The sequence below is a fragment of the Microbacterium sp. NPDC090281 genome (assembly GCF_044769635.1).
Taxonomy (GTDB): domain Bacteria; phylum Actinomycetota; class Actinomycetes; order Actinomycetales; family Microbacteriaceae; genus Microbacterium.
Genome location: NZ_JBIVYH010000002.1, coordinates 937,068 through 963,090 on the forward strand (window position 1 = coordinate 937,068; position 26,023 = coordinate 963,090).

Here is a 26,023-nt window from a genome sequence, read left to right on the forward strand (position 1 = left end):
GGCTCAGCCGCCGATGCCCTTCCACGACGACGTCCCGTCGACCTCGAGCTGACGCTTCCACACGGGGAGGTCGCTCTTGATCGCCTCGATGACCGCCCGACACACCTCGAACGCCTCGGCTCGATGCTCGGAAGCGACCGCGATCACGACGGCCGCATCGCCGACGTCCAGGTGTCCGATGCGATGGCTCACGGCCACCACGGCCGGGGCCGACGCTCCGGCACCAGCCTCTTCGGCGATCCGCCGCAGCGTCGCCTCGGCATCGGGGTGAGCGCTGTACTCGAGCCCGACCACCGGCGTGTCCGCGTCAGGGTCGTTGTCTCGCACTCGACCGACGAAGGTCGTCACCGCTCCCAGCCGGGGGTCTTCGACCGCCCTCAGGTGCGCATCGAGATCGAGGCCCTCCTCCGACACCGCTGCGATTCTCACGTCGTTCATGAGTGGTCTCCACCCTCTACTTGGTCCAGGATGTGCGCGGCGACGCCGAGCACCACGGGCATGCCGGATGCCACGGCGCGCGTGGATCCGGGAAGGTTCACCACGAGCATGCCGGCGGGGTCGACGATGCCGGCGAGCCCACGCGACAGCACCGAGAGCGGGGTGTCGGCGAGGCCGCTGCGGCGCAGCTCTTCGGCGATACCCGGGATCTCGCGGGTGATCATCCGTCGGGTTCCCTCCGGCGTCAGGTCGCGTGGCCCGACACCGGTTCCCCCTGTGGTCACGACCAGCCGGATTCCACGCGCTGCCGCTCTGCGAAGAGCATCCGCCACCGAGTCGACGCCGTCTGCGACGATCTCGGCATCCGGGCAGTGCCACCCTGCGTCGCGCAGCAGACCGACCGCGATCGGGCCACCGCGATCCTCACGCTCACCCGCGAAGGATCGATCCGAGACGGTGATCACACAGGCGGGGAGCGGCGTCATGGCTCCACCCTAGGTCGCACGGATCGTCACCGCACGGTTCAGTTCACCCGGACGAGCGAGCGCTGCCACCCCGAAGAACCGTTCGGCGCGATCGGCGCACGCTCCTCGATCTGCAGGTCGCCGTTCTTGTTCACCGCGCGCACCGCGACGTAGTGCGTGCCGGGCGTCGCATCCCACTCCATGAACCACTGCACCCAGGTGTCGTCGTTGATCGGAGCCGACAGCGTCGCCGCAACCCAGTCGCCGTCGTCGATGCTCACCTCGACGCGCTCGATGCCCACCGACTGCGCCCAGGCGACCCCGGCGATCGGGATCTTCCCGGCCTCGACGGCCTCGCCGATCTTGGGGGTGTCGACGCGGGAGGCGAACTTGATCGGGGCCTCGGCGCTGTAGCCGCGCGGCGTCCAGTAGGCCTCATCGTCGGCGAAGGTGGTGACCTTGAGCTCGGTGAGCCACTTGGTCGCCGAGACGTAACCGTAGAGCCCTGGCACGACCATGCGCACCGGGAACCCGTGCTCGAGCGGCAGCGGCTCCCCGTTCATCGCCACCGCCAGGATCGCGTCGAGGTTGTCGTCGGTCAGCGCCGCGAGCGGTGTGCTCGCCGTGTAGCCGTCGACGCTGCGCGAGAGCACCATGTCGGCGCCGGACTTCACGCCCGCCTTCTTCAACACGTCTCGTAGCGGAACGCCGAGCCACTTCGCGTTGCCGACGAGCTCGCCGCCGACCTCGTTCGACACGCACGTGAGCGTGATCGCGTACTCGTCGAGCCCCATGTCGAGGATGTCCTGGAAACTCATCTCCACCCGCTGGTCGACCATGCCGTCGATCACGAGACGCCAGGTCTCCGGGTCGATCGAGGGAACCGTCAGGGCGGTGTCGACACGGTAGAAGTCCTTGTTCGGGGTGAACAGCTTGCTGAGCCCCGGGATGTCGAGTTCCGCGCCCTGCGGGACCGGCACGGTGCTCTTCGGCGCTGGCAGCTTGAGCGCACCGCGGATGGCTTCGACCGACGACACGGCCATGCTCACGGTGCGAGCGGTGATGCCGACGATCAGTGCTGATGCGCCGGCGACGGCGGCCAGGACGAAGAACCGACGACGGTCGAACCCGGGCCGGATCGTCTCGCCGTCAGATGCCTCGACATCGGTCGCTGCGGTTTCGTTCTTCTCGTCCGCTCGGACGCCGACGACGGAGGCTCTCCACCCGCGCAGACGCCGGCAGAGGAGGACGAGGATGAACGAGCCAGCGATCGTCCCGAGGACAGGCGGGAGGAAAGCGAGCGGCGCCACGGCGGCCCGGGTCACGATCGCCGCCGTCGAGAGAACCCCCGCGATCACCAGTGCGATCACGCCGAGCGGCGGGCGCACCAGCTGCAGGATGCCGGCGACGGCCGAGGCGATGAGCACTGCCAGGCCGAGGCCGGCCAGCAGCGCGATCTTGTCGTACTCGCCGAAGGTGGCGATCGCGAACTCTTTGAAGGGCTGCGGCACGATGTCGATCACGAACCCGCCCACCGCGAGGATCGGACTGGCCGCGCGCGCGAAGAGCAGGGCGAACACCTCCGCCGTCGCGAGGAAGACGCCGCCGCCGATCACCCCTGCGAGGGCGGCCCAGACGAAGAATCTCTTGCCACTACTGTGCTGCGCCATGGTCGTCTCCCGTTCCACCGTCGCCGGTGCTCCCCCGTTGTTCGGAGCCGAGGCGCGATCGGATGTGAGGAGCTTCGGGAGACGCCTCCGCGGTCAGAGGCGACGTACGGTGATGGCCTCGCGGCCCTGGGCCTGCCGCAGCGTGCGCATGCACCGCGAGCACAGGATCTCGACCCGACGCGGATGGCCCTCGCCGCAGACGCAGTCGACCGTGACGCGCCACTTCGCCTTGCGTCCGCACGGCTGGTAGCCGTCGTCGTCGCCGTGGTCGCACTCGCAGATCTGCCGCCCGCGGTCAATGCCCGCGAGTTCGTCGACGCCCGCGAGCTCATCGACATCGCGCTCGGCGTCCACGGACACGGATTCCTGCGTTCTCACCACTGACCGATGTTCCCAGGGCCGGAGTGCACGCGCAACACAGCTCGAGGCCGCGAGAGGGTCTTGCTGCTGCGGGACGAGAGTTCCTGGACTAGACCCCGACGACGCGCGGGTCGATCGGGGCGGTCGGCGCAGAGGGCGGGGCAGGAGGGGGCGGCGGGGCGAGCTGGCGCAGCGGAACGCCGTGCGCCTCGCGGTGCAGACGCTCCATCCGGCTGTCGAGCTCGGCGGCGGCATCCGCGGCATCCGACAGACTGTCGACGAGGTGAGAGGGCACCTGGTTCGAGAACTTGTAGTAGATCTTGTGCTCGAGACTCGCCCAGAAATCCATCGCTATCGTGCGGAACTGCACCTCGACCGGCACCGACAGCGCACCGGTCGACAGGAACACGGGCACCTCGATGATCGCGTGCAGGCTCTTGTAACCGTTGTCCTTCGGGTGCGCGATGTAGTCCTTGACCGTGCGCACGGTGATGTCGTCCTGCGCGGTGAGCAGGTCGAACAGACGGTACACGTCGGCGACGAAACTGCACGTCACGCGCACACCGGCGATGTCGGTGATCTCCGCGCGGATGCGGTCGAAGTCGGGCTCGTCGATCCCCTTGCGGGCGATCTTCTCGACGATGCTGTCCGGCGACTTCAGCCGACTCTTCACGTGCTCGATCGGGTTGTACGCGTGGTCGTGCGTGAACTCGTCGCGCAGGATCGAGATCTTCGTCTCGACCTCGCGCATCCCGAACTCGTACTCGCGCAGGAACCGCTGCAGCTCGTCGCGCAGCTCGCGGGCCTGGTTGATCGTGTCTTCGGTGACGTGAACGGTCGTCATGCCATCGACGTTACGGCTCCGTGATCGGAAACCGCTGTGGATCCCCGATGTCCCTACGGTTCACGAACGGGTTGACGCGACTTCCGAGGCGGCCTAGAACGGAGCACATGACGACAGCAGGCGAAGACTGGACCAGGGCCTACATCGAGGCGTGGAGATCGAACTCCCCGGAGCGGATCGGGGCCCTCTTCAGCGACGATGCCCGATACCTCACGAGCCCCGACTCCGAACCCCGTGTCGGACGTGAGGCGATCGTGTCGGGGTGGCTGGAGGACGGCGACGAACCGGGCACCTGGACCTTCGAATGGGAGGTCCTCCACGAGGTCGGCGACTTCGTGGTCGTCCAGGGCCGCACGCAATACCCGGCCGAGCGCGACTACCTCAACCTCTGGATCTTCCGGCTCGCACCCGACGGACGGGCCACGGAGTTCACGGAGTGGTACATGCCGCGTCCCCACGCGGAGAGCTGACTGCGCGAGCGCCGTCGCCGATCCGTCGATCACGCGTCGCGCGGAGGGGAAGCGGATCCTGCCCCGACCGACGCAGGGACCACGGCATCCGCCCTCGCGTCGACGAGGTGCTGGCCGGAGAGCACGCCGGGGAGCCCGCGCCCGGAGCGGGTCGTGAACGGAAGAACGATCGCGGCGAGGAACAGCACGGCAGCGGCGAACCCGAAGAACCCGCCGGGCAGCTGGAGCGCACTGATCCCGCCGATGCCGCCCGCCCAGCGCAGGACCCGCGCGAACGGTGCCGGCAGGCGCGACCCCGTGTACCGGAGCTGCACCGCGATGTCGCCGACCGAACGACCGCCGATCAGGATCAGCACCAGGAACAGACTCGAGGGGACGACGGTGGCTGCGGCGGATGCGAGGGTGCCGTCGAGCACCGCAGCACGGTCGTTCGCGACGAACTCGAGCCACACCTGCACGGTCACCCCGGCCCCCATGCTCAGGAATCCGTAGGCGAGGAAGTCGCACAACATCGCGATCGCGCGACGACCGCGGGTGACCGGACGGGGAAGGTCGGCCTCGGGGCTCGCCTTCGCGCCACGCAGTGACCGCGGGACGAGGAGCGCCACGATGCAGCCGACGACCGCGCCGAGGGTGTTCGTCATGAGGTCGCCCACGTCGAAGAAGCGATACGCGCAGGGGTAGACGCCCCACACCCCGGTCAGCTGCGTCGTCTCGACCAGCAACGACAGTCCGAACCCGGCGGCGAGCGCCGTCAAGACGCCACGATTTGCCAGCACCCGCACGAAGAAGCCGAGCGGCACGAACAGAAGCACGTTGAACACCAGCTGCAGCAGAGCCGGCTGCCGCAGTGGATTGCCCGGTGCCGCGAACGCCTTCTGCACGTCGCGCACCACCGACATCGGATCGGTGATCGCTCCGACGCAGCGGATGGTGTCGGGGTCGGGCAGCGGAAGCAGGGTGTAGGTCCAGGTCGCCCAGAAGTAGATCAGGGCCGACAGCCAGAGCAGCGTGCGACCGAGGCCGAGTCGCCCGCGCCGGCGATAACTGACCGCCACGAAAGGCACGAACAGGACGATGCCGAAAGCCACCCCTATCGCGATCGCGATGAATCCGAGCAGCACCTGATCTTCCACCGCGTGCCAGTGTAGCTTTGCGCGTAAGGATTCCGTGAGGACAGCGCATCCCCCCGTAGGGATTCCGTGAGGATCGCGTGAGGATGCCATCAGGAGGCGTAGTGTCGCCGGACGTGTCAGACGAAAACAGGGAGAGCGCGGACGCACCGCCGCTCGCGAAGCGCATCCTCATCGGAGACCCGCTCACGAGCGCTCAGGTCGACGATCAGCTCCTCCCGAAGCGGATGGCACTGCCGATCTTCGCGTCCGACGCGCTGAGCTCGGTGGCCTATGCCCCGCAGGAACTGGTGATGATCCTGCTGATCGGCGGGCTCACCTTCCTGTCGTTCACGCCGCTCGTGGCGAGCGCCGTCGTGGTGCTGCTGATCGTGGTCGTGCTCAGCTACCGGCAGCTCATCAAGGCCTACCCGTCTGGCGGTGGCGACTACGAGGTCGCGTCGAAGAACCTCGGCGAGATCCCCGGTGTGATCGTGGCGGCAGCCCTCCTGGTCGACTACGTGCTGACCGTGGCCGTGTCGGTCGCATCGGGTGTCGACAACATCATCTCGGCGGTGCCGGGACTCGATCCGTTCCGCGTCGAGCTCGCGGTCGGCTTCGTGATCCTCATCATCATCGTGAACCTCCGTGGGGTGCGCGAGGCGTCGCTCGTGTTCGCGATCCCCACGTACGTGTTCATCGCCTCGGTCGGCGTCATGATCGTCACCGGCCTGATCCGCACGTTCCTCGGCGACGCGCCGGTGGCCTCGAGCGCCGACTTCTCGGTGCAGGCCGAGAGCCTCGGTCAGGCGGCCGTGATCCTGCTGATCCTGCGCGCGTTCTCGAGCGGATGCTCCGCCCTCACCGGCGTCGAGGCCGTGTCGAACGGTGTGCCCGCCTTCCGGGCACCGAAGGTGCGCAACGCCCAGTCGACCCTCGTGCTGATGGGATCCATCGCCGCCTGCCTGTTCGCGGGTCTCACAGCCCTCGCCCTGATCACCGGCGTGCACTACGCCGAGAATCCGTGCGACCTGATCGGCTTCGACTGCACGGCCCCGCAGCCCAGCCTGATGGCGCAGATCGCCGCAGCGACGTTCGGCGGCGGCAGCATCGCCTTCTTCATCGTGCAGGCCGCCACCGCCTGTGTGCTGCTGCTCGCCGCCAACACCGCGTTCAACGGGTTCCCGCTGCTGGGGGCTGTGCTCGCCCGCGACGGCTACGCCCCGAAGTCGCTCAACACCCGCGGCGACCGCCTCGTGTTCTCGAACGGCATGATCCTGCTCGGCATCGGCGCGATGATCGTGCTGGTGGTGTTCCAGGCGAAGCTGACGACGCTGATCCAGCTGTACATCATCGGCGTGTTCGTCTCGTTCTCGCTCGGGCAGATCGGCATGGTGCGGCACTGGCGGAGAGTGCTTCGCGGCCCTGCGGAAGGCGCGGCCGGTTCCGGGATCGACGGAGCATCGACATCCGATCGCCGCTCGGCGAAGATCGGCCTCATCATCAACTCGGCCGGCGCCGTCATGACCGTGCTGGTGCTCCTGATCGTGACGATCACCAAGTTCACGCACGGCGCGTATCTGGTGTTCTTCGCGATCCCGATCCTCGCGTTCCTGATGCTGGGGGTGAAGCGGTACTACCGCGACGTCGAGCATGAGATCGCGATCGACGACACCACCAAGTTCGGCGCGACCGGCGACCTCGCCATCGTGCTCGTCAACCGGCTGCAGAAGCCGGTCGTGAAGGCGATCGACTACGCGATCGCCGCCAAGCACGGCAAGACGCTGGCGGTGCACGTCGCTGTGGCCTCCGACGATGCGGCCGCACTGCAGAAGGACTGGGCCGACCACCTCGTGCCGATCCCGCTCGTGATCGTCGAGTCGCCGTACCGATCGTTCGCGCAGCCGGTATCGCAGTTCATCAAGCAGTACCGCGAGAAGCACGGCTCGTCCGTGGTGACCGTGTACCTGCCGCAGTACATCGTGGGGCACTGGTGGGAGTCGTTCCTGCACAACCGCCGCGCCCGTCGCCTGGCCAATCAGCTGATGCTCGTGCACGGGGTGTCGATCACGCTCGTGCCGTGGCTGCTCGACTCGTCGGAGCTCATCTACGGCCGTCGCTCCCGTCCGCTGCCGGGTCAGGAACGCGGGGGCCGTCCTGTGGTCGTCAACGGTCGCCGAGCGCACCGGCCGGGCGGCCCGCCTCAGGACGGCGCACCCGAGGCCTGAGACTGCTTCGACCCGGGCCCTCGTCCTTCCGGTCGCACTTCCCGTCGTCTTCGCGGCGCGCGAGCGGCAGGAAGTGCGACCGGAGCGGTCTCTCGAGCGAATCTCCGTGATGCCTCGGCTGTGCCCCCAAAAGCACAAGGCCCAAGGCCTGCTGAACGATGCCTTGGCCAACGCTGACGAGTCGATGGCCCCCACGATCGGTACCCATGATCGCGAGTCTGCGTGGAGGCGAACACCAGCGGATCCGCATACAACCGATCCAACCAGATCACATACTCGGAGCCGATCGACTGATCTGCCCCTGGCTGAGACCGGATGGGGTCTCTTGCTGCTTTCTCCCGCGCCCCGCTGGGGGCGCCAAGAGGCCCCTGGCCACGAACCGGAGGTCTCTTGCGTGTCGTCAAGCCCAGGATCTTGACGGCTCATCTGCCTAAGGGGACCCTTCAGCGGGAGTGCGACATCCGACAGTTGAATTTCAACCAAAACTCTTTCCGCCAATGTGAGGGCGTAATGGTACGTTTAGGACACCTTCTTCCGTCCTTCACGAAACGCCCTCACGGAAAGCCCACTCATGACCGACACCGCCTCTCTCTCTGACACCGCTGCCCCCGCACCAGGCAACAGCAAGCCTCGCTCAAAGGGCGGCGTACCGCGTGTTCCGCTGGCAACCGCTGAGTCTTATGCCCGCTCGCTTTGGAACACTGCAAGGCGAGCAGAAGCCATTCCGATCGCGGTCGCTCGCGCTATCAGCGGCAAGCCCGATGCCAAAGCCGAAGGCGGCGCATGGCGCACCAAGGCCGCTTCCCTGAGGGTGTTCAACCTCGTCGCCAGGTTGAGCAATGAGAACTTGAAGCTTAGCGAGATCGGTCTCGCTTTGGTCGATGAGTCGAACCCTGACGGGCAGAAGCAGGCGCGCCGCCAAGCCATTCTGAGCGTCCCCGCGTACCTGAAGCTTCTCACCGACCACAACGGCAACCCGCTACCGGCTGAAAGCACCGTCGCCACAACGTTCGAGTTTCAGTACGACCTTGCGACCGCGGCAGCGAAGGAGGCCGCAGGAGTATTTGCCGCATCGGTGACGCATGCAGGACTGATCGACGCAAATGGCAACATCCAGATCGACACGTCCGAGGTCCCTTCCGAGCTGCAACCCGAGACGTCAACCATGGCCAAGCCGGCAAAGACAACAAAGTCAACAAAGACAACCGCCGAAACCACGCCTAGCGAACCTGTTCCTCACACGCCGGAAAATGAACAGACGAACTTCAACGCCCCGCCGCCGCGTAACGCTGCTGGCGGATCTGCTGCACCCGTCGGTGTCAACGTCACGATCGACATGTCCAAGTGGCAGGCGGACGATGTGCTCTCTGTACTGAAGGTGCTTGGGTACGGGCGCTCGGGTGAGTGAGCCTGCGGGTGTTGTCGAACACGGACTATTCGTAGTTGACGTAGACGTCCTACTCGCAGGCGTTCGCCACTTTGCAACCGGCGGAGGGGGGTCCGTTGATGCAAACGTAGTCGAGGTCCTTGAGGACGCCAGGTTGCTTGAGGCAGGAAGCTTGACTCCGGAGGGAATCACGCTGTTTCGCACTGCCTGGGTGTCGAAGCAGCGGGACGCTGCATTGCGAGCGCTCGGACAGGCCCTTCGTGCAACTCTCCCAGTCCAGGTCATCTCTCAGGAGTTGAATAGCTACGGGCCAGTGCACGAAGACGGGGTTCGGGATCTCCTGGCGCACCACCGCATCCTCCCTCCGGATAAGCCTGTTGATCTGATTCGCCGGACGTTCAAGATGCTAAACACCCTTGGCATCGCCGCGTACTCGAGCAAGCTCAAGACAGTGCGATTCATCCCCGACGACCCGGCTGCTGCTAAGGCTGGAGAACAGCCCGACCTCGCCACGATGATTTCGCCTCGTACACCGTTCTCTAACGTGGCCAAGCTGCGGAGGGTGCTTCGCGCCCAATCTGGCATCGTGACCTGGGCCGACCAGCATTTTGGCGCGCGGGCCTTTGAGGAGCTCGTCGACGAACTCGATCCGACTAAGGTTGCCGAGCTACGAATCATCTCCGGCAACGCGTCCAACGTCGCGTCTCCGAAGAGTTTCAAAGACTATGAACGATTCCGCGACGAAATGGGAATGAAGGGAATCATCGTTGAGTGGAGGGTCGACGGGACACGCGAATGGCATGATCGATGGCTGGTGGACGAGAAGACTGTCTACAATGTGCCGCCGGTCAACAGCCTTTTCGCAAACCAGTACTCTGAGATCCTGCCGACCAAGGAACGCCCGCCGGTCGATGAATGGTGGGCGCGGGCAACACCCCGTGCCGAGTAGTTCCGTGGTCCAGCCACCGGGCCACCGTTGATGCCGACATCGAGTGACGTCACAGAAGGCTAACTTTCTTGACACCTAGATTTGGCTCCAACTCTTATCCATGCGTTCGATACCAAAGTGATGCCGCACCGTCGCCGCAAGCGCATCCGCAGACAAGACGAGATCATGAGCTGGTGTGAAGGTATCGCCTGCGGAGTCAGCTCTCAACGCAGCTACACCGAGCTCCCCATGAGCCTGGACCGCCTCGCGTATCGAGGGGGTGCGGGCTGAAAGGCGCAGCGCCAGGGTCGTCGGGAGCTCGTCGGGATGCCACACCCATGGCGCGTTGGTGCGCGCGGAGAGTTGCACGCCGCAGGCCGCGGCGGTGGCCGCACCGCACCGCACCGCACCGCACCGCACCGCACCGCACCGGCATCACGCTCGTCGGTACCCATCAGCGTCCTGCTAGAGCGAGCACCGTCTGCAAGATCGCTCCGGCTCCGATGCCCACGAACCTCCGTGAACTCTTCTGGTCGGAACACGCAATACAGAGTGTGAGCACCTTCGACGACGCGATCTTCCACCCGGCCCTCGACCCGGCATCCGTTTCGCTGCCGCCGACCGTCCAGGTGGATCTCACCTGGCTCTGGGCCGACCTCGGAGCGATGCCCGAGCAACGCTGAGCGCCCGTCACGCCCCGTCGAGCACGGCGCCCAGGATGCCGGCGGCCTCGGCGAACCGCGCAGGGTCGGCGTTCGCGTAGTTGAGGCGCACGTAGGAGCCGGAGGGTTCGGCGGGGAACCACTCGTGTCCCGGCGCGACGATGACCCCGCGCACCTCGCACTCTCGGACGACCTGCACGACATCCGTCCCCTCGGGCAGTCGCACCCACAGGTTGAGGCCGCCCACCGGGACTCCCTCGACGTGCGCGGAGGGGGCGTGCGCGGCCAGACTCGAGATCAACAGATCTCGGCGCACACGCAGGTGCTCGCGGAATCCGCGCAGGTGTGTGCGCCAGGCGGGCTGGGTGACCACGTCGAGCGCGGCCGCCTGCAGCAGCCCGCTCACGTACATGGACTCGGCCGCGCGGTCGGCGAGGATGCGATCCCGCGCCGGGCCACGGGCGATCACGGCCGCGACGCGCAGGGCGGGCGAGGCGCTCTTGGTGAGCGAGCGCAGGTAGACCACGTGACCGTCGTCATCGGACGCGGCGATCGGACGCGGGTCGGCGTCGATCCCCAGGTCGTGCGCCCAGTCGTCCTCGATCAGGAAAGCCCCGTGACGGCGGACCGTTTCGAGCACGGCCTCCCCCGTCGCGACGGGCCACTGCGCCCCGGTCGGGTTGGCGAACGTCGGCTGCGCGTAGAACGCCCGAGCCCCGGTCTGCGCGAACGCCCGCTCGACGTCGTCCGGATCTGGACCGTGCGGACCGGACGGGATCGGCACCAGGACCACACCGGCCTGTGCGGCGGCGAGCATCGCACCCCAGTACGTCGGCGACTCGATCAGCAGCGGTTGTCCGATGCCCACGACCGCCCGGAAGATCGAGCTCAGCCCGCTCTGGCTGCCCGAGATGATGAGGGCGTCCCTGGCCGAGGCCGGGGTGATGCCGGCGGGAGCGGCGGATGCGAGCTCGCCGGCGAACCATGCCTGCAGCTCGGGGATGCCGGCGGCCGGGGAACGGGTCAGCGCCGCATCCGACCGGGCGGCACGCACGAGCGCCTGTCGCACGAGCCGTTGCGGCAGCAGGTCGACCGCGGGGTAGCCCGAGTGCAGTCCGATCGCATCGGGTGCGACAGTGCGCTGCGTCGACGACAGGCCGATGAGGCCCGTGGGCGCCGTGCCGAGGGCCGCCGTCTGCCAGCCGTAGTCGACCGAGCGGGCACGGGGCACGGCACGCACGAACGTCCCCGCACCGGGACGCGACTCGACCAGCCCGAGCCGGACGAGCTGCTGCATCGCCTTCTGCACCGTCACCGGGCTCGCCCCGTATTCGGCCATGAGCGCCCGGTTCGATGGGACGCGTGCCCCCGGGGATGCGGAGGTGATCCACGCACGCACTCCGGCGACGATCCGGTCACTGCTATCCTGACTCATGAAAGTAGACAGTAGCGCTATCGCCTCGCGATCGACAGTGCTATCCACGCGTGCGGGCCTCTGGTGGGGGCTTCTCGGCGTCTTCGCCTTCTCCTTCACCCTCCCGTTCACGCGCATCGCGATCGGCGGGCTCTCGCCGCTCTTCATCGGATCCGGCCGAGCGGTCGTCGCCGCCCTCCTCGCCGGGATCGCCCTGGCTGCGACTCGCCAGCGGCCGCCGACCAGGGCCCAATTGGCGCGCCTCGCGATCGTCGCCGGCGGAGTGGTGGCCGGCTTCCCGCTGCTGACCTCGTTCGCGATGACCACGACCCCCGCCAGCCACGGCGCGGTCGTGATCGGCCTGCTTCCTGCGGCGACCGCGGTCGCGGTGGTGCTCCGCACACGCGAGCGCCCCGCCCTCACCTTCTGGATCTTCGCGCTTCTCGGCGCCGCCGCGGCCGTCGTGTTCGCCGCGTTGCAGAATGGCGGGCTCGGCTCCCTCACCGGCGGCGACCTGCTGCTGTTCGGTGCCGTCATCGCTGCGGCGATCGGGTATGCGGAGGGCGGTCTACTCGCCCGTGAGCTCGGCTCCTGGCAGACCATCTCCTGGGCGCTGGTCGTCGCCGCTCCGTTGATGGCAGTGCTGACCGTCGTGTCGGCGATCCAGCAGCCGCCCGCCGCGACACCCGTGCAGTGGCTCGCGTTCGCCTATCTCGCCGCGGTGAGCATGTTCCTCGGCTTCTTCGCCTGGTACCGCGGTCTCGCGATCGGTCCGATGGCGCAGGTGAGCCAGATCCAGCTCGTCCAACCCGTGATGAGCATCGCGTGGGCCGCGATCCTGCTGCACGAGCCGATCGGCTGGGCCACCGCAGTGGGCGGGCTCGCCGTGATCGCCTGCGCCGCGCTCGCGGTGCGCACCCGCCTGATCGACCGCCGACCGACCACGCGCAGAACAGAGGACTCCTGATGCGTCACACACCGCGCTACCTGATGACCGAGCCCGACGAGGTCAAGCGCCTCATTCGCGGCAACCCGTGGGCGACTTTCGTCTCCCCCGCGAGCGGTGGCCTCGTCGCCTCTCACTACCCCGCGCTGCTGGTGGAGGACGAGGACGACATCGTGATCGCCAGCCACTTCGGCCGGCCGGACGAGCAGCTCCACGAACTCGGTCGACACGAGGTGCTGGTCATCATCCAGGGGCCGCACGACTACGTGTCGCCGAGCCTGTATGCGCCCGGCGACCTAGTGCCGACGTGGAACCACGTCACCGCGCACCTCTACGGCATCCCCGAGATCCTCAGCGAGGAGGAGAACTACGCCATGCTCACCCGACTGACCGACCACTTCGAGAACCACCAGCCGCACGGCCGGCACCTGTCGGAAGACGAGGAAGGCACTCGCCGCGCCGCCAAGGGCACCGTCGGCCTGCGCCTGCGCGTCACCCGCTTCGACGCCCGCGCCAAGCTCAGCCAGAACAAGTCTGCCGAGGTGCGAGCGAACATCACAGCGCGGTTCGCGGAGACGAACACCGCCCTCGCGACCGAGATGCGCCGGGTCGGCGGGGAAGCCTCCGGATCGGTGTCGACGGACGAACGTAGGGTGGAGCAATGACCGACACGCGAACCCCGGCGCCGTGGCCGGCACGGACACCTCGGCTGCAGGTGCGCCCCAGCACTTCCGCCGACATCGATGCGATGTGGGAGTGGCGTCGACTCCCCGAAGTCAACCGGTGGCTCGGGGTCGCTCCCGACACACTGGCGGCATTCCGGGAGCGGTATCTCGACCCCGAGCGGCTCGCGTGCCTGTATGTGGTCGAGCTGCTGCCTGAAGACGAGACGGCGGCCCCGACCCCGATCGGCGACATCATGGTGCGGCGCGGCGACGGGTGGGCGCAGCTCGAAGTCGAGGCCGACGCGAAGGGAGTCGAGGCCGAGCTCGGCTGGGTGCTCGACCCCGCATACACCGGGCACGGCTACGCGACCGAAGCGATCCGCGCCGTGATCGACGTGTGCTTCGGACCACTGGGCCTGCGGCGGGTGCATGCCGGATGCTTCGCTGACAACGAGCCGTCATGGCGCCTCATGGAACGACTCGGGATGCGCCGCGAGGAGTTCAGCCGCAAGACGACACTGCACCGCTCGGGCGAATGGCTCGACGGAATGCACTACGGCCTGCTCGCCGAGGAGTGGCCGACCGCAGACTGACCGTGGCCCGCGCGGTCTCACCGGTGGGGTGAGCCCGCGCGGACGGGCGTCTTAGATGCACGTCCAGCAGTAGAGGCGGTGATCGGATGCCGCGGCACGGCGTGCGAGGGCGGCGAGGTCGCGCGCGAACGCGGCCAACTGGGCCGGATCCGCCCCCTCGAGCTCTTCGGTCTGCGACCACTGCTCCGCTACCTCCGCCAGACGAGCGTCGTCGGCTGCGGCGAGAGCTGTGGCCAACGCATCCGTCACGGTGATGACGATCCGGTCGTAGTCCTCGCTCATCGCGAGGTTGTGGCCGGCACGCGGGTCGTCGGTCACGTCGTCGTAGGGCGTGCCCGTCAGCAGCGCCTCGAGGGTGCCGAGCTGCACTACCGGGTCGATGCCGCCGAGAGTACCGGCGTCGAAACCGGAGTCCGCCGAGGTCGGCCCGCCCTCCACCTCGAGGACCTGCACGGCCTGCTCGTCGTTCGGCGCGGAGAAGTAGTCGTAGAGAACACCCATGACCGACATCCTGTCAGCCCCCGCCGACGCCGGCATGTCGTGACACAAGTCATTGCCGGGGGTGACGCGGCGACACTTCCGAGGAATGCGCGGTTCGGATGGACTGGACATCAGATGCGGAATCCCGAATCCGCGATCGAGAAAGAGAACCATGCGCAAGCCCTGGAAAGTCGTCCTCACCACCCTCGGAGTCATCGTGGCGGTGCCCGTTCTCGCCGTCGCCACGACCGCGATCGTGAACGTGATCGCGACGAAGGTCGAAGCATCCGTCTTCACCCCCTACGGCGAGACCGTGTCGGTCGACGGCAAGAACATGAACGTCGTCGTGGCCGGCGAGGGAGACCAGACCATCGTGCTGCTGCCGGGCCTCGGCACGGCCGCGCCCGCACTCGACTTCCAGCCGCTGATCGCCGAGCTGCAGGATACGTACCGGGTCGTCGCGGTGGAGCCCTTCGGCACCGGGCTCAGCGACCAGACCGATGTCGCCCGCACCGCCGACAACATCACCAGCGAGGTGCACGAGGCGCTGCAGGAGCTCGGCATCGACCGGTACGTGCTGATGGGACACTCGATCTCCGGCATCTACGCGCTGACCTACACCGCCGCCTACCCCGACGAGGTCACAGCCTTTGTGGGCATCGACAGCAGCGTGCCCGACCAGCCGGGGTGGGACGACCCGATCCCGACCTCGACCATCAGCACGCTCTCGACCCTGGGTCTGACCCGCGTGCTGAGCGGGATCGCCGCCGACCCCTACGAGGGACTGCCGTACGACGACGCGACCAAGGATCAGATGCAGGTGCTCACCGCCAGAAACGCGGCAGCTCCCACCCTGCTCGACGAGATGGACCATGCCCCGTCGAACTTCGCCGCGGTCACTGGAACGACGTTCCCCGCAGACCTTCCCGTGCTGCTGTTCGTAGCGGATGAGGATGCCGAAGTTCCCGGCTGGCTGGAGCTGCACGAAGCCCAGGCCGCGAGCGTCACCCGTGGCGAGGTCGTCAGGATCGACGGAGCCCACTACCTCCACCACACGCAGTCGCGCGAGCTGGCTGCTCAGACGAGGACGTTCTTGGACTCGCTCGCGGCCGACTGACAGTCAGACACTTCCGGTTCCGGTCGCAGTTCCTGCCGCGGTTCGCGCCTCGCGGACGGCAGGAACTGCGACCGGAACGCCCCGACGCTAGCCCGAGACGAGCATCAGGACGAACACGGCCGCGAGCACGGTCGGCACCGCGGCCACCACGCCCCACAGCATGAAGCGGCCCCAGCGGATGGTGACGCCCAGCGCGACGATCCGGTGATGCCAGAGCAGGGTCGCCAGCGAAGCCCACGGCGTGATGAGCGGGCCGATGTTCACGCCGATCAGTAGCGCCATCAGCGCGACCGGATCGCCGGCGGCGGGCTCGAGCACCAGGTAGGCCGGGAGGTTGTTGATCGCATTGGCGCTCACAGCCCCGAGCGCAGCCAGCCGGAACAGGTCGCCGGGAGAGTCGCCGTTCGCGGTCGGCGAGGTCAGGAAGTCGAGGAATCCCTGCGCGTGCGCGGCCTCGACCAGCACGAACAGCGACGCGGCGAGCGCGAGCGCCTGCCACGGCACGAGTGAGAGCCGCAGCGCCCGCCGCCGCCGGACGGCGAAGAGTCCGATCAGCGCGAGCGCGGCGACCGTGGCCGGAATCCACACGTCGTGGGTGAGCGCGAGCAGCGGCATCAGCACGAGGAGGATGCCGGTGGCGCTCCAGAACAGCATCGGGTCGGCGGGCCGGCGCGGCGCCGGGGTCTCGTACGCACCGAACACCGTGCGCCGGTGCATGACCGTGAGGATCGCGACGGGCACGAGGATGCCGACGAGCGTGGGCGCCCAGCTCAGCGCGATGAACGCCGCAGGACCGTCGCCGATCGCAGGGGCCGCGAGCAGGTTCGTGAGGTTCGAGACCGGGAGCGCGAGGGATGCCGTGTTGGCGAGCCACACGGTGGCCAGCGCGAACGGCAGGGGTGAGACGCCGATGCTCTGCGCGAGCACGACCACGACCGGGGTGACGATCACGGCGGTCGTGTCGAGCGACAGGAACACGGTGCTCACCACGGCGAGCGTCACGACCAGTGCCCAGAGCACCAGCACCCGCCCTCGACCCCAGCGGGCGAGCCGCTGCGAGACGACGTCGAACACCGCCGCGTCACGGGCGAGCTCGGCGACGATGGTGATCGCGACGACGAACCCCAGAACGGGCGCGATCCGCTCGCCGAGGGCCCCGGCATCGGAGCGCGGCAGGAACCCGGTGACCACGCACACGAGCGCGACGGCCACGATCCCGGCGACGACCCCCGTCCCCGCCCCGATCCGCATCCGTCTGACTCCCACCTCGCGAGCATAGGGCCGTCGAGGGCCGTTCCGGTCGCACTTGCTGCCGCCCGGGGAGCGTCGGAGGCGGCAGCAAGTGCGACCGGAACGAGAGTGGCGGGGACGGTGGGGACACGAATGCCGTGAGCAACCCGCATGCATCGGCTCCGGGGGCGTAGGGGAAGCGTGAGGATGGCGTCCGCGAACCCCGTGCGGGAGTTGTATCGGATCCGTGCTCGACATCATCTACATCGCGCTGACTCTCGCGCTGTTCGCCCTCGTGTCCCTGGTGGCCAAGGGGGTGGAGCGGCTGTGATCGTCTTCGAGATCCTCGCCGCCGCCCTCGCGGTCGCCGCCGTCGTCTACCTCGTGGTCGCGCTCGTCGCACCGGAGAGGTTCTGATGGACGCGTCTGTCTGGTTCGGCATCCTGCAGCTCACGGCCGTCGTGGTCGTGCTCGTGCTCCTCTACCGCCCCCTCGGCGACTACATCGCCCACGTCTTCACTTCGGCACGCGACCTGCGCGTCGAGCGCGGCGTCTACCGGCTCATCGGGGTCAACTCCTCGTCCGAGCAGACCTGGCGCGCCTATGCCCGCAGCGTGCTGGCGTTCTCGGTCGTCGGAGTGCTTCTCGTCTACGGCCTGCAACGGCTGCAGGCATTCCTCCCCCAGTCGCTCGGACTCCCGGCCGTTCCCGAGGGCCTCTCCTTCAACACCGCCGCCTCGTTCGTGGCGAACACCAACTGGCAGTCGTACTCCCCCGAGCAGACCATGGGCTACACCGTGCAGCTCGCGGGCCTCACGGTGCAGAACTTCGTGTCGGCAGCGGTCGGCCTCACGATCGCGATCGCACTGATCCGCGGTCTCGCCCGTCGCGGCTCCACCACGATCGGCAACTTCTGGGTCGACCTGATCCGCGGTCTCGGCCGCATCCTCCTCCCGATCGCCCTGATCGGCGCGGTGGCGCTGCTCGCCGGCGGCGTGATCCAGAACTTCGCAGGCTTCACCGACGTCACCACGGTGTCGGGCGCGACTCAGACGATCCCGGGGGGACCTGTCGCCTCGCAGGAGGCCATCAAGCTCCTCGGCACGAACGGCGGCGGCTTCTTCAACGCCAACTCCGCGCACCCGTTCGAGAACCCGACCGGTTTCACGAACCTGCTGCAGGTGCTGCTGATCCTCGTGATCCCGTTCTCCCTCCCCCGCACGTTCGGCCGGATGGTGGGCGACCACCGCCAGGGCTACGCGATCGCCGCCGTCATGGGCACGATCTTCCTCGTCTCGACGTTCGCGCTCTCGGCACTCGAACTCGCCGGCCGCGGTACAGCCCCCGAGCTCGCCGGAGCCGCGATGGAGGGCAAGGAAGTGCGCTTCGACATCCTGGGCTCCACGCTGTTCGGCAGCGCCAGCACCCTCACCTCGACCGGTGCCGTCAACTCGATGCACGACTCGTACACGGCGCTGGGCGGCATGATGCCGATGCTGAACATGATGCTCGGCGAGGTCGCCCCCGGCGGCGTCGGCTCGGGCCTGTACGGCATGCTCGTGCTCGCGATCATCGCGGTGTTCGTCGGCGGGCTGCTCGTCGGCCGCACCCCGGAGTACCTCGGGAAGAGGATCGGCCCGCGGGAGATCAAGCTCGCGAGCCTGTACATCCTGGTGACGCCGACTCTCGTGCTGGCCGGCACCGCGCTGAGCTTCGCCATCCCCGGCATCCGGGAAGACGTGGAGTCCACGAGCATCCTGAACCCCGGCGTGCACGGCATGAGCGAGGTGCTCTACGCCTTCACCTCGGCGTCGAACAACAACGGCTCCGCCTTCGCCGGACTCACCGCGAACACCCCGTGGTTCAACACCGCGCTCGGCATCGCGATGCTGCTCGGCCGGTTCCTGCCGATCGTGCTCGTGCTCGCTCTGGCCGGCTCGTTCGCGGCGCAGCAGCGTGTGCCGGCGACCTCGGGAACCCTGCCGACGCACCGGCCGCAGTTCGTCGGCCTCCTCCTCGCCGTGACCGTCATCGTCACCGCGCTCACCTACTTCCCCGTGCTCGCGCTGGGACCCCTCGCTGAAGGACTCGTCTGACCATGACACTCATCACCACCCCCTCCGAACAGCAGGATGCTCCGGCATCCACTCCCGCAGAACCCCCGCGCTCCTTCGGCTGGTCGCAACTCGTGCAGGCACTCCCCGGTGCCCTGCGCAAGCTGAACCCCGCGTCTCTGCTGCGCAACCCCGTCATGCTGCTGGTCTGGGTCGGCGCCGCATTCACGACCGTGCTCGCGATCGCCGAACCGTTCCTGGGTGGCCCGGCAGACTCGGGTGGCACCCCGGTCCCCGCCCCCTTCACCTGGGGCATCGCGATCTGGCTGTGGCTGACCGTGCTGTTCGCGAACGTCGCAGAGTCGGTCGCCGAGGGCCGCGGCAAGGCCCAGGCCGCGAGTCTGCGCAAGACCCGCACCAGCACCATGGCCCGTCGCGTGGCCGGCTACGAGCCGTCGACGGATGCTGCCGCGGAGCATGCCGCGACCGCCGAGGTCTCCTCCGCCGAACTGCAGCGCGACGACATCGTGATCGTCACCGCGGGAGAGCTGATCCCCGGCGACGGCGACATCATCGCCGGCATCGCGACCGTCGACGAGTCGGCCATCACGGGCGAGAGCGCCCCGGTGATCCGCGAGTCCGGCGGCGACCGCAGTGCCGTCACCGGTGGCACCCGCGTGCTGTCCGACCGGATCGTGGTGCGCATCACCTCGAAGCCGGGCGAGACGTTCGTCGACCGCATGATCGCGCTCGTCGAGGGCGCGAGCCGGCAGCGCACCCCCAACGAGATCGCGCTGAACATCCTGCTCGCGAGCCTGTCGATCATCTTCGTGGTCGTGGTGCTCGCGCTGAACCCGATCGCCTCCTACGCCGCATCACCCGTCAGCATCCCGGTGCTCATCGCCCTGCTGGTCTGCCTGATCCCGACCACGATCGGGGCGCTGCTCTCGGCCATCGGCATCGCGGGCATGGACCGGCTCGTGCAGCGCAACGTGCTCGCGATGTCGGGGCGTGCGGTCGAGGCCGCCGGAGATGTCACCACGCTGCTGCTCGACAAGACCGGCACCATCACCTACGGCAACCGTCGTGCGCACGAGGTGCTCGCCCTTCCGGGCGTCAACGGCGAGGAGCTGCTTCGCGTCGCAGCGCTGTCGTCGCTCGCAGACCCCACCCCGGAGGGCGCCTCGATCGTCGAGCTCGCCGCAGCACACGACATCCACGTGACCGCGCCGGATGACGCGGTGGTCGTGCCGTTCACGGCGCAGACGCGCATGTCGGGGCTCGATCTGGCCGACGGCACACAGATCCGCAAGGGTGCAGGCTCCGCGGTGCGGGCCTGGCTCGGATTCGACGGCGACGACCTCGAGCTCACGAGCCGCACCGACTCCGTCGCCGAGAGCGGCGGAACCCCGCTCGTGGTCGCGGTGAAGACGCCCGGTGCCGACGGCCGCGTCCTCGGAGTCGTGCACCTCAAGGACATCGTCAAAGACGGCCTGCGCGAGCGCTTCGAGGAACTGCGCGCGATGGGCATCCGCACGGTCATGATCACGGGCGACAACCCGCTCACGGCCAAGGCGATCGCCGCCGAGGCCGGGGTCGACGACTTCCTCGCCGAGGCGACGCCCGAGGACAAGCTCGAGCTCATCCGGCGCGAACAGGAGGGTGGGCGGCTGGTCGCGATGACCGGCGACGGCACGAACGACGCCCCGGCGCTGGCGCAGGCCGATGTCGGAGTGGCGATGAACACCGGCACCTCGGCCGCGAAGGAGGCCGGCAACATGGTCGACCTCGACTCCGACCCGACCAAGCTGATCGACATCGTGCGCATCGGCAAGCAGCTGCTCATCACGCGCGGAGCGCTCACCACGTTCTCGCTCGCGAACGACATCGCGAAGTACTTCGCCATCATCCCGGCGATGTTCATGGGCGTCTTCCCCGGACTCGCGGCGCTCAACATCATGCAGTTGCACTCGCCGGCGTCCGCCGTCACCAGCGCGATCATCTTCAACGCGATCGTGATCGTCTTCCTGATCCCACTGGCACTGCGAGGGGTGAAGTACCGCCCGGCGAGCGCCTCGCAGATCCTGCAGCGCAACCTGCTCGTCTACGGCCTCGGCGGCGTGATCGCCCCCTTCATCGGCATCAAGATCATCGACCTCGTCGTCAGCCTCATCCCGGGCTTCTGACCCGGCTCTGAAAAGGAATCCAGACATGTCCTCCTCGCGCACCACCCTTCGCACCACCGGTGTCGCCGTCCGCGCGATGCTCGTCCTCACCCTCCTGCTCGGGGTCGGCTACACCCTGCTGGTCACCGGCATCGGCCAGCTCCTGCTCCCCTGGCAGGCCAACGGCTCGCCCCTCCCCGACGAGCGGGGCAGCTCGCTGATCGGCCAGTCCTTCACAGATGCCGACGGCGAGGCCCTGCCCGAGTACTTCCAGTCGCGCCCCTCAGCGGCAGGCGACGGCTACGACGGCGCGGGGTCCAGCGGCAGCAACCTCGGCCCCGAGAACGCCGATCTGGTGACCGCCATCGAGGAGCGCAAGACCGCGATCGCGGAGCGCGAGGGCGTGGATCCCTCCGAGGTGCCGGCCGACGCGGTCACCGCATCCGGCTCGGGGCTCGACCCGCACATCAGCGTCGCCTACGCCCTGCTCCAGGTGCCGCGCGTGGCCGAGGCCCGCGGCCTCGAGGTGCAGGAGGTGCGCGACCTCGTGGAGTCTAGGATTCAAGGGCGGGATCTGGGATTCCTCGGTGCGGAGCGCATCAACGTCGCCGAACTCAACCTCGCGCTCGATGATCGGGAGGGCGAATGACCGCAGCGCCGCTTCGCCGACCTCAAGGCCAACCGCGCCGGGGGCGGCTCCGAGTACTCCTCGGAGCCGCCCCCGGCGTCGGCAAGACCTACGAGATGCTCGCCGAGGGACGACGTGTCCTCGACGAAGGCCACGACGTCGTCATCGCGATCGTCGAGACGCATGACCGCGCGGCGACCCACGCCCAGACCGTCGGCATCCCCGAGGTTCCGCGCCGAGTCGACCTCCACCGCGGTATCGCCCTGACCGAGCTCGACATCGACGCCGTGCTCGAGCGCGCGCCCGAGATCGCCCTGGTCGACGAGCTGGCGCACACGAACGCCCCGGGCTCGCGCAACGCGAAGCGCTGGCAAGACGTCGACGAGCTGCTCGATGCGGGGATCGACGTGGTCACGACCGTCAACGTGCAGCACATCGAATCGCTGAACGCCGTCGTCGAGAAGATCACCGGCATCGCGCAGCAGGAGACGATCCCGGACGCCGTGGTCCGCGCCGCCGACGAGATCGAGGTCGTCGACCTCGCCCCGCAATCGCTGCGAGATCGACTCTCCGCAGGGCTCGTGTACCCGGCAGAGCGGATCGACGCCGCCCTGTCGAACTACTTCCGTCTCGGCAACCTCACCGCGCTGCGTGAACTGGCGCTCCTCTGGCTCGCCGACGAGGTCGACAGCGCCCTGCGCAGCTACCGCGCCGAGCAGGGCATCGAAGGCAACTGGCAGGCCAGGGAGCGCGTGGTCGTCGCGCTGACCGGAGGCCCAGAGGGCGAGACGCTGCTCCGTCGCGGCGCCAGGATCGCCGCGCGCTCCGCCGGCGGCGAACTGCTCGCCGTGCACATCTCCGCACAGGACGGCCTGCGCGATGAGACCCCTGGCGCTCTCGCCGCGCAGCGCACGCTCGTGGAATCGCTCGGCGGCTCGTACCATCAGGTCGTCGGCGACGACATCCCGGCCACCCTCGTCGAGTTCGCGCAGGGCGCCGACGCCACCCAGCTCGTGATCGGTGTCAGCAGGCGCAGTCGGCTCACCGCCGCGCTCACCGGACCGGGCATCGGCTCGGAGGTCATCCGCCGCTCGGGCGACATCGACGTGCACATCGTCACGCATGCCGCGGCCGGCGGGCGGATGGTCCTGCCCCGCATCACCGGCGGAGCACTGGGCTGGCGTCGGCAGCTCCTCGGCTTCGGCGTCGCCCTCGTCTTCGGACCGATCCTGTCGTGGATCATGTTCACGTTCCGCAGCCCCGAGTCGATCACCGCCGAGGTACTCGCCTATCAGCTGCTCGTCGTCGTCGTGGCGTTGATCGGCGGCATCCGCCCAGCTGTGTTCGCGGCTGTGCTCTCGGGCGTCACGCTCGACTTCCTCTTCGTCGCCCCGCTCTTCACCATCACGATCGCCCATCCGCTGCATGTACTCGCCCTCGCGCTCTACGTCCTCATCGCGATCCTGGTCAGCATCATCGTCGACCAGGCGGCGCGGCGAGCCCGCACCGCTCAGCGCGCCGCCGCCGAGGCCGAGCTGCTCGCCGCGGTCGCCGGCAACGTGCTCCGCGGCGACAACGCCGTGCTGGCCCTGGTCAGCCGCACGCGCGAGGCGTTCGGCCTGAGCGGCGTGCGCGTGCTCGCCCCCGACGGCGAGGTTCTCGCGAGCGACGGCGAGCCCGTGGCCGACGGCCGTGCCACGACCATCCCGGTCGGTGTCGTCCCCGGCGGCGGACCCCGCGCGGTGCTGGAGCTGAACGGTGAGCCGCTCGCGGGCCCCGAACGCCGCCTGCTCGATGCGATCGTCGCCCAGCTGTCGGCCGCGATCGAGCACACCGACCTGCGTGCGACGGCGAGTGAGGCCGAGGCGCTGGCCGAGACCGATCAGGTGCGCAGCGCCCTGCTGTCGGCCGTGAGCCATGACCTGCGCCGCCCGCTCGCCTCGGCGGTCGCGGCGATCGGTGGTCTGCGCGGCGCGCACGGGCTCTCGCCCTCCGATCGCGAAGAACTGCTCGCCACCGCCGATGAGAGCCTCGCGACGCTGTCGACACTCGTCACCGACCTGCTCGACGTCAGCCGGGTGCAGGCGGGCGTGCTCGCCGTCTCGTCCTCTCGGATGGATGCCGCCGGCAGCGTGCTCGCCGCCGTCGACGAACTGGGCCTGGGACCGGGCGACGTCGAGCTGGCCCTCGACCCCGACCTGCCCCCGCTGCACGCCGACCCCGTGCTGCTGCTGCGCGTGCTGGTGAACGTGATCGCCAACGCGCACCGACACTCCCCCGACGACACGCGAGTCATCGTCTCCACGAGCGCGCTCGGCGACCACGCCGAGATCCGCATCATCGACCGCGGCGAAGGCGTCTCGCCCGAGCGGCGTGATCGCATCTTCCAGCCGTTCCAGCGCTTCGGCGACACCGACAACACCACCGGACTCGGACTCGGACTCGCCCTGTCGCGCGGGTTCACCGAGGGCATGGGCGGTACCCTGACACCCGAGGACACGCCTGGCGGAGGCCTCACCATGGTCATCTCCCTGCCACTGGCCGCAGGACTTGCCGACACGGAGGGCACGGAGTGAAGCTCCTCATCGCCGACGACGACCCGCAGATGGTGCGGGCGCTGCGGATCACCCTCGCCGCGCACGGGTACGAGGTCGTGGTGGCCGCCGACGGCGCAGCCGCGATCGCCGCAGCCGCCCAGACGCACCCCGACCTCATCATGCTCGACCTCGGCATGCCCCGGCTCGACGGCATCGAGGTGATCCAGGCACTGCGTGGATGGACGAACGTGCCGATCATCGTGGTGTCCGGTCGTACCGGATCCGCCGACAAGGTCGAAGCGCTCGACGCCGGCGCCGACGACTTCGTCACCAAGCCCTTCCAGGTCGACGAGCTGCTGGCGCGGCTGCGGGCGCTCTCCCGCCGCTCGGTGCCGGCGAACGGCGAGTCGACGGTGGCATTCGGGGAAGTCCTGGTCGACCTCGCCACCAAGACCGTCACCCGGGGCGGCACGCGCGTGCACCTGACCCCGACCGAGTGGCGCATGCTCGAGCACCTCTCCCGGCATCCGGGTGCCCTGGTCACCCGCCAGGACCTGCTGAAAGAGATCTGGGGCAGCGAGCAGGTCTCCGACTCGGGCTACCTGCGCCTGTACATGTCGCAGCTGCGCAAGAAGCTCGAGCAGGAGCCGGGTGCGCCCGTGCACCTGCTCACCGAAGCGGGGATGGGCTACCGGCTCGTGCTCTGACCCTCGGCGCGGCGACGGCGCAGCGATGCGACGACCGCGACCACGAGCAGCACGACGGCGACGACGATCGCGGTGATGGCGGTGGGGGTGCTCTCGGGCTCGCCGGTGAGGCGTCCGACGGCGAGCCAGGCCAGCCCCCAGGCCGTCGCGAGGGCGGGGGCGATGCGTCCCGTGGCCCACGCCGCGGCGGCTCCGATCACCAGGACGACGGCGAGCACGGCGATGGCCCAGGCATCCGCCGCCTGCGCCCAGCTCTCGGGAGCGATCTGCGTCAGCCACGCGGCGATGTTCGCGACGGTGGCGATCGTGACCCAGCCGAAGTGCAGGCCGTTCGCACCGTCGGTGAGGATGCGGTCGGCGAGGGTGCGCGCCGGAAAGCGGCCGAGCACCACCATCACCCGAGCGAGCACGGCCAGCAGCAGCGCGATCACGACGACGGTGAGCCACAGCGTCAGGAACTGGGCGGTCACCAGCCACAGGCCGTTCAGCACCATCGATGCGGCGATCCATCCGCCCACCGCCTGCTGACGGGGATCCTGTCGCTGCGCCGGCAACGCCTGCCACACCGTGTACGCGATCAGGCCGAGGTAGATGAGCGACCAGATCGAGAACGCCGGCCCTGCGGGCGCGAGATACGAGCCCTGGGCGGAGAGAGCTCCGTCCTGCAGGTCGTCGACGGATGTCCCGCCGAAGGCCCCGGCTCCGACGGCGGCCGCGATCAGCATGAACGTCGCCGACGCGATGATCAGCGACTGACGACCGATGCCCTTCGTTCGTGATTCCATGGCTCGCACGCTACGGGCGTCGAGTCCCGAGCGCATCGGGGTTGACACTCCAGGCCGATTTCGGTAACCAGGTGAGACAAATACTGAGCATCGTGCTCTCGGTCGCGCAACCGCCTTGCGCCCCACGGCGAGACTGGTA

The 26,023-nt window shown here is 68.5% G+C and carries 25 protein-coding genes; 15 read left to right on the forward strand and 10 right to left on the reverse strand.

What is annotated here, in order from left to right; translation table 11 throughout:
• Nucleotides 1–3: 3 nt before the first annotated feature.
• From ACIQTX_RS18635 to ACIQTX_RS18655, 5 genes are all read right to left on the reverse strand, one after another.
• Nucleotides 4–438, reverse strand: coding sequence for a molybdenum cofactor biosynthesis protein MoaE (locus tag ACIQTX_RS18635; protein ID WP_402975088.1), 435 nt, complete (start codon nt 436–438; stop codon nt 4–6).
• The gene (locus ACIQTX_RS18640) at nt 435–923 is read right to left on the reverse strand and encodes a molybdenum cofactor biosynthesis protein B (RefSeq protein WP_402975091.1); all 489 of its coding nucleotides are present in this window, start codon (nt 921–923) and stop codon (nt 435–437) included. Before ACIQTX_RS18640 ends, ACIQTX_RS18635 begins: the two co-directional genes overlap by 4 nt.
• A 38-nt stretch (nt 924–961) precedes the next feature.
• Nucleotides 962–2,572: a molybdopterin-dependent oxidoreductase gene (locus tag ACIQTX_RS18645; protein ID WP_402975094.1), complete on the reverse strand. Its 1,611-nt coding sequence runs from the start codon at nt 2,570–2,572 to the stop codon at nt 962–964.
• A 93-nt stretch (nt 2,573–2,665) separates the two neighbouring features.
• The gene (locus ACIQTX_RS18650) at nt 2,666–2,926 is read right to left on the reverse strand and encodes a hypothetical protein (protein ID WP_402975096.1); all 261 of its coding nucleotides are present in this window, start codon (nt 2,924–2,926) and stop codon (nt 2,666–2,668) included.
• A gap of 115 nt (nt 2,927–3,041) precedes the next feature.
• The gene (locus tag ACIQTX_RS18655; protein ID WP_402975099.1) at nt 3,042–3,776 is read right to left on the reverse strand and encodes a GTP pyrophosphokinase family protein; all 735 of its coding nucleotides are present in this window, start codon (nt 3,774–3,776) and stop codon (nt 3,042–3,044) included.
• Between the two features lie 107 nt (nt 3,777–3,883).
• Between ACIQTX_RS18655 and ACIQTX_RS18660 the strand changes: the two genes are divergently transcribed.
• The gene (locus tag ACIQTX_RS18660) at nt 3,884–4,246 is read left to right on the forward strand and encodes a nuclear transport factor 2 family protein (RefSeq protein ID WP_402975102.1); all 363 of its coding nucleotides are present in this window, start codon (nt 3,884–3,886) and stop codon (nt 4,244–4,246) included.
• Nucleotides 4,247–4,275: 29 nt separating this feature from the next.
• Here the strand turns inward: ACIQTX_RS18660 and ACIQTX_RS18665 are convergent, their stop codons facing one another.
• Nucleotides 4,276–5,382 (reverse strand): VanZ family protein, encoded by a 1,107-nt coding sequence (locus tag ACIQTX_RS18665; RefSeq protein ID WP_402975105.1) that lies wholly within the window; start codon nt 5,380–5,382, stop codon nt 4,276–4,278.
• Nucleotides 5,383–5,465: 83 nt separating this feature from the next.
• On the opposite strand from ACIQTX_RS18665, the gene ACIQTX_RS18670 reads away from it, so the two are divergent.
• The 4 genes from ACIQTX_RS18670 to ACIQTX_RS18685 all read left to right on the forward strand — a co-directional run bounded on the left by ACIQTX_RS18670 (nt 5,466) and on the right by ACIQTX_RS18685 (nt 10,584).
• Complete coding sequence (locus tag ACIQTX_RS18670) at nt 5,466–7,586, forward strand: APC family permease (protein WP_402975108.1); 2,121 nt, start codon at nt 5,466–5,468, stop codon at nt 7,584–7,586.
• A 571-nt stretch (nt 7,587–8,157) separates the two neighbouring features.
• A complete protein-coding gene (locus ACIQTX_RS18675) occupies nt 8,158–8,994 on the forward strand; it encodes a hypothetical protein (RefSeq protein WP_402975111.1) in 837 nt (278 codons plus the stop codon).
• Entirely contained in the window at nt 8,987–9,922 is a 936-nt protein-coding gene (locus ACIQTX_RS18680; protein WP_402975114.1) for a hypothetical protein, read from the forward strand. The genes ACIQTX_RS18675 and ACIQTX_RS18680 overlap by 8 nt, the downstream gene beginning before the upstream one ends.
• Before the next feature lie 533 nt (nt 9,923–10,455).
• Complete coding sequence (locus tag ACIQTX_RS18685) at nt 10,456–10,584, forward strand: hypothetical protein (protein WP_402975117.1); 129 nt, start codon at nt 10,456–10,458, stop codon at nt 10,582–10,584.
• A gap of 7 nt (nt 10,585–10,591) precedes the next feature.
• Here ACIQTX_RS18685 and ACIQTX_RS18690 read toward each other — a convergent pair whose 3' ends face one another.
• On the reverse strand, nt 10,592–11,998 hold the full coding sequence (locus ACIQTX_RS18690; protein WP_402975120.1) for a PLP-dependent aminotransferase family protein: 1,407 nt from the start codon (nt 11,996–11,998) through the stop codon (nt 10,592–10,594).
• Here ACIQTX_RS18690 and ACIQTX_RS18695 point away from each other — a divergent pair.
• The 3 genes from ACIQTX_RS18695 to ACIQTX_RS18705 are packed head-to-tail and all read left to right on the forward strand — an operon-like array spanning nt 11,997 to nt 14,181.
• Entirely contained in the window at nt 11,997–12,944 is a 948-nt protein-coding gene (locus ACIQTX_RS18695) for a DMT family transporter (protein ID WP_402975123.1), read from the forward strand. The genes ACIQTX_RS18690 and ACIQTX_RS18695 overlap by 2 nt on opposite strands.
• Nucleotides 12,944–13,588, forward strand: coding sequence for an FMN-binding negative transcriptional regulator (locus tag ACIQTX_RS18700; RefSeq protein WP_402975126.1), 645 nt, complete (start codon nt 12,944–12,946; stop codon nt 13,586–13,588). Before ACIQTX_RS18695 ends, ACIQTX_RS18700 begins: the two co-directional genes overlap by 1 nt.
• Nucleotides 13,585–14,181, forward strand: coding sequence for a GNAT family N-acetyltransferase (locus ACIQTX_RS18705; RefSeq protein ID WP_402975129.1), 597 nt, complete (start codon nt 13,585–13,587; stop codon nt 14,179–14,181). The genes ACIQTX_RS18700 and ACIQTX_RS18705 overlap by 4 nt, the downstream gene beginning before the upstream one ends.
• 51 nt (nt 14,182–14,232) lie before the next feature.
• Here the strand turns inward: ACIQTX_RS18705 and ACIQTX_RS18710 are convergent, their stop codons facing one another.
• Nucleotides 14,233–14,682 carry a hypothetical protein gene (locus tag ACIQTX_RS18710; RefSeq protein ID WP_402975132.1) on the reverse strand — a complete coding sequence of 150 codons (450 nt, stop codon included), beginning with the start codon at nt 14,680–14,682 and terminating at the stop codon, nt 14,233–14,235.
• A gap of 151 nt (nt 14,683–14,833) precedes the next feature.
• Between ACIQTX_RS18710 and ACIQTX_RS18715 the strand changes: the two genes are divergently transcribed.
• Complete coding sequence (locus ACIQTX_RS18715; RefSeq protein ID WP_402975135.1) at nt 14,834–15,778, forward strand: alpha/beta fold hydrolase; 945 nt, start codon at nt 14,834–14,836, stop codon at nt 15,776–15,778.
• An 87-nt stretch (nt 15,779–15,865) separates the two neighbouring features.
• On the opposite strand, the gene ACIQTX_RS18720 is transcribed toward ACIQTX_RS18715, so the two are convergent.
• A complete protein-coding gene (locus tag ACIQTX_RS18720) occupies nt 15,866–17,029 on the reverse strand; it encodes an SLC13 family permease (protein ID WP_402975586.1) in 1,164 nt (387 codons plus the stop codon).
• 306 nt (nt 17,030–17,335) lie between these two features.
• Here ACIQTX_RS18720 and ACIQTX_RS18725 point away from each other — a divergent pair, with 306 nt between their 5' ends.
• From ACIQTX_RS18725 to ACIQTX_RS18750, 6 genes are read left to right on the forward strand one after another with little or no spacing between them, the layout of a single operon-like run.
• The gene (locus ACIQTX_RS18725) at nt 17,336–17,425 is read left to right on the forward strand and encodes a potassium-transporting ATPase subunit F (protein ID WP_017201862.1); all 90 of its coding nucleotides are present in this window, start codon (nt 17,336–17,338) and stop codon (nt 17,423–17,425) included.
• Nucleotides 17,425–19,104, forward strand: coding sequence for a potassium-transporting ATPase subunit KdpA (gene kdpA, locus ACIQTX_RS18730; protein WP_402975139.1), 1,680 nt, complete (start codon nt 17,425–17,427; stop codon nt 19,102–19,104). Before ACIQTX_RS18725 ends, kdpA begins: the two co-directional genes overlap by 1 nt.
• A gap of 2 nt (nt 19,105–19,106) precedes the next feature.
• Nucleotides 19,107–21,248, forward strand: coding sequence for a potassium-transporting ATPase subunit KdpB (kdpB, locus tag ACIQTX_RS18735; RefSeq protein ID WP_402975142.1), 2,142 nt, complete (start codon nt 19,107–19,109; stop codon nt 21,246–21,248).
• A 25-nt stretch (nt 21,249–21,273) separates the two neighbouring features.
• Nucleotides 21,274–21,876 carry a potassium-transporting ATPase subunit KdpC gene (gene kdpC / locus ACIQTX_RS18740; protein ID WP_402975145.1) on the forward strand — a complete coding sequence of 201 codons (603 nt, stop codon included), beginning with the start codon at nt 21,274–21,276 and terminating at the stop codon, nt 21,874–21,876.
• The gene (locus tag ACIQTX_RS18745; RefSeq protein WP_402975148.1) at nt 21,873–24,431 is read left to right on the forward strand and encodes an ATP-binding protein; all 2,559 of its coding nucleotides are present in this window, start codon (nt 21,873–21,875) and stop codon (nt 24,429–24,431) included. The genes kdpC and ACIQTX_RS18745 overlap by 4 nt, the downstream gene beginning before the upstream one ends.
• Nucleotides 24,428–25,099: a response regulator gene (locus tag ACIQTX_RS18750; protein WP_402975151.1), complete on the forward strand. Its 672-nt coding sequence runs from the start codon at nt 24,428–24,430 to the stop codon at nt 25,097–25,099. The genes ACIQTX_RS18745 and ACIQTX_RS18750 overlap by 4 nt, the downstream gene beginning before the upstream one ends.
• Here ACIQTX_RS18750 and ACIQTX_RS18755 read toward each other — a convergent pair.
• A complete protein-coding gene (locus ACIQTX_RS18755; protein ID WP_402975154.1) occupies nt 25,081–25,884 on the reverse strand; it encodes a tryptophan-rich sensory protein in 804 nt (267 codons plus the stop codon). The genes ACIQTX_RS18750 and ACIQTX_RS18755 overlap by 19 nt on opposite strands.
• Between the last annotated feature and the right edge of the window lie 139 nt (nt 25,885–26,023).

Excerpts from the sequence above, each read along its gene's own strand:
- ACIQTX_RS18690 (WP_402975120.1), bottom strand. The coding sequence starts at position 11,998 with ATGAGTCAGGATAGCAGTGACCGGATCGTCGCCGGAGTGCGTGCGTGG.
- kdpB (WP_402975142.1), top strand. The coding sequence starts at position 19,107 with ATGACACTCATCACCACCCCCTCCGAACAGCAGGATGCTCCGGCATCC.
- ACIQTX_RS18635 (WP_402975088.1), bottom strand. The coding sequence starts at position 438 with ATGAACGACGTGAGAATCGCAGCGGTGTCGGAGGAGGGCCTCGATCTC.
- kdpA (WP_402975139.1), top strand. The coding sequence starts at position 17,425 with ATGGACGCGTCTGTCTGGTTCGGCATCCTGCAGCTCACGGCCGTCGTG.
- ACIQTX_RS18715 (WP_402975135.1), top strand. The coding sequence starts at position 14,834 with ATGCGCAAGCCCTGGAAAGTCGTCCTCACCACCCTCGGAGTCATCGTG.
- ACIQTX_RS18645 (WP_402975094.1), bottom strand. The coding sequence starts at position 2,572 with ATGGCGCAGCACAGTAGTGGCAAGAGATTCTTCGTCTGGGCCGCCCTC.
- ACIQTX_RS18705 (WP_402975129.1), top strand. The coding sequence starts at position 13,585 with ATGACCGACACGCGAACCCCGGCGCCGTGGCCGGCACGGACACCTCGG.
- ACIQTX_RS18755 (WP_402975154.1), bottom strand. The coding sequence starts at position 25,884 with ATGGAATCACGAACGAAGGGCATCGGTCGTCAGTCGCTGATCATCGCG.
- ACIQTX_RS18695 (WP_402975123.1), top strand. The coding sequence starts at position 11,997 with ATGAAAGTAGACAGTAGCGCTATCGCCTCGCGATCGACAGTGCTATCC.
- ACIQTX_RS18640 (WP_402975091.1), bottom strand. The coding sequence starts at position 923 with ATGACGCCGCTCCCCGCCTGTGTGATCACCGTCTCGGATCGATCCTTC.
- ACIQTX_RS18660 (WP_402975102.1), top strand. The coding sequence starts at position 3,884 with ATGACGACAGCAGGCGAAGACTGGACCAGGGCCTACATCGAGGCGTGG.
- ACIQTX_RS18720 (WP_402975586.1), bottom strand. The coding sequence starts at position 17,029 with ATGCGGATCGGGGCGGGGACGGGGGTCGTCGCCGGGATCGTGGCCGTC.
- ACIQTX_RS18700 (WP_402975126.1), top strand. The coding sequence starts at position 12,944 with ATGCGTCACACACCGCGCTACCTGATGACCGAGCCCGACGAGGTCAAG.
- ACIQTX_RS18655 (WP_402975099.1), bottom strand. The coding sequence starts at position 3,776 with ATGACGACCGTTCACGTCACCGAAGACACGATCAACCAGGCCCGCGAG.
- ACIQTX_RS18675 (WP_402975111.1), top strand. The coding sequence starts at position 8,158 with ATGACCGACACCGCCTCTCTCTCTGACACCGCTGCCCCCGCACCAGGC.
- ACIQTX_RS18670 (WP_402975108.1), top strand. The coding sequence starts at position 5,466 with ATGCCATCAGGAGGCGTAGTGTCGCCGGACGTGTCAGACGAAAACAGG.
- ACIQTX_RS18745 (WP_402975148.1), top strand. The coding sequence starts at position 21,873 with ATGACCGCAGCGCCGCTTCGCCGACCTCAAGGCCAACCGCGCCGGGGG.
- kdpC (WP_402975145.1), top strand. The coding sequence starts at position 21,274 with ATGTCCTCCTCGCGCACCACCCTTCGCACCACCGGTGTCGCCGTCCGC.
- ACIQTX_RS18710 (WP_402975132.1), bottom strand. The coding sequence starts at position 14,682 with ATGGGTGTTCTCTACGACTACTTCTCCGCGCCGAACGACGAGCAGGCC.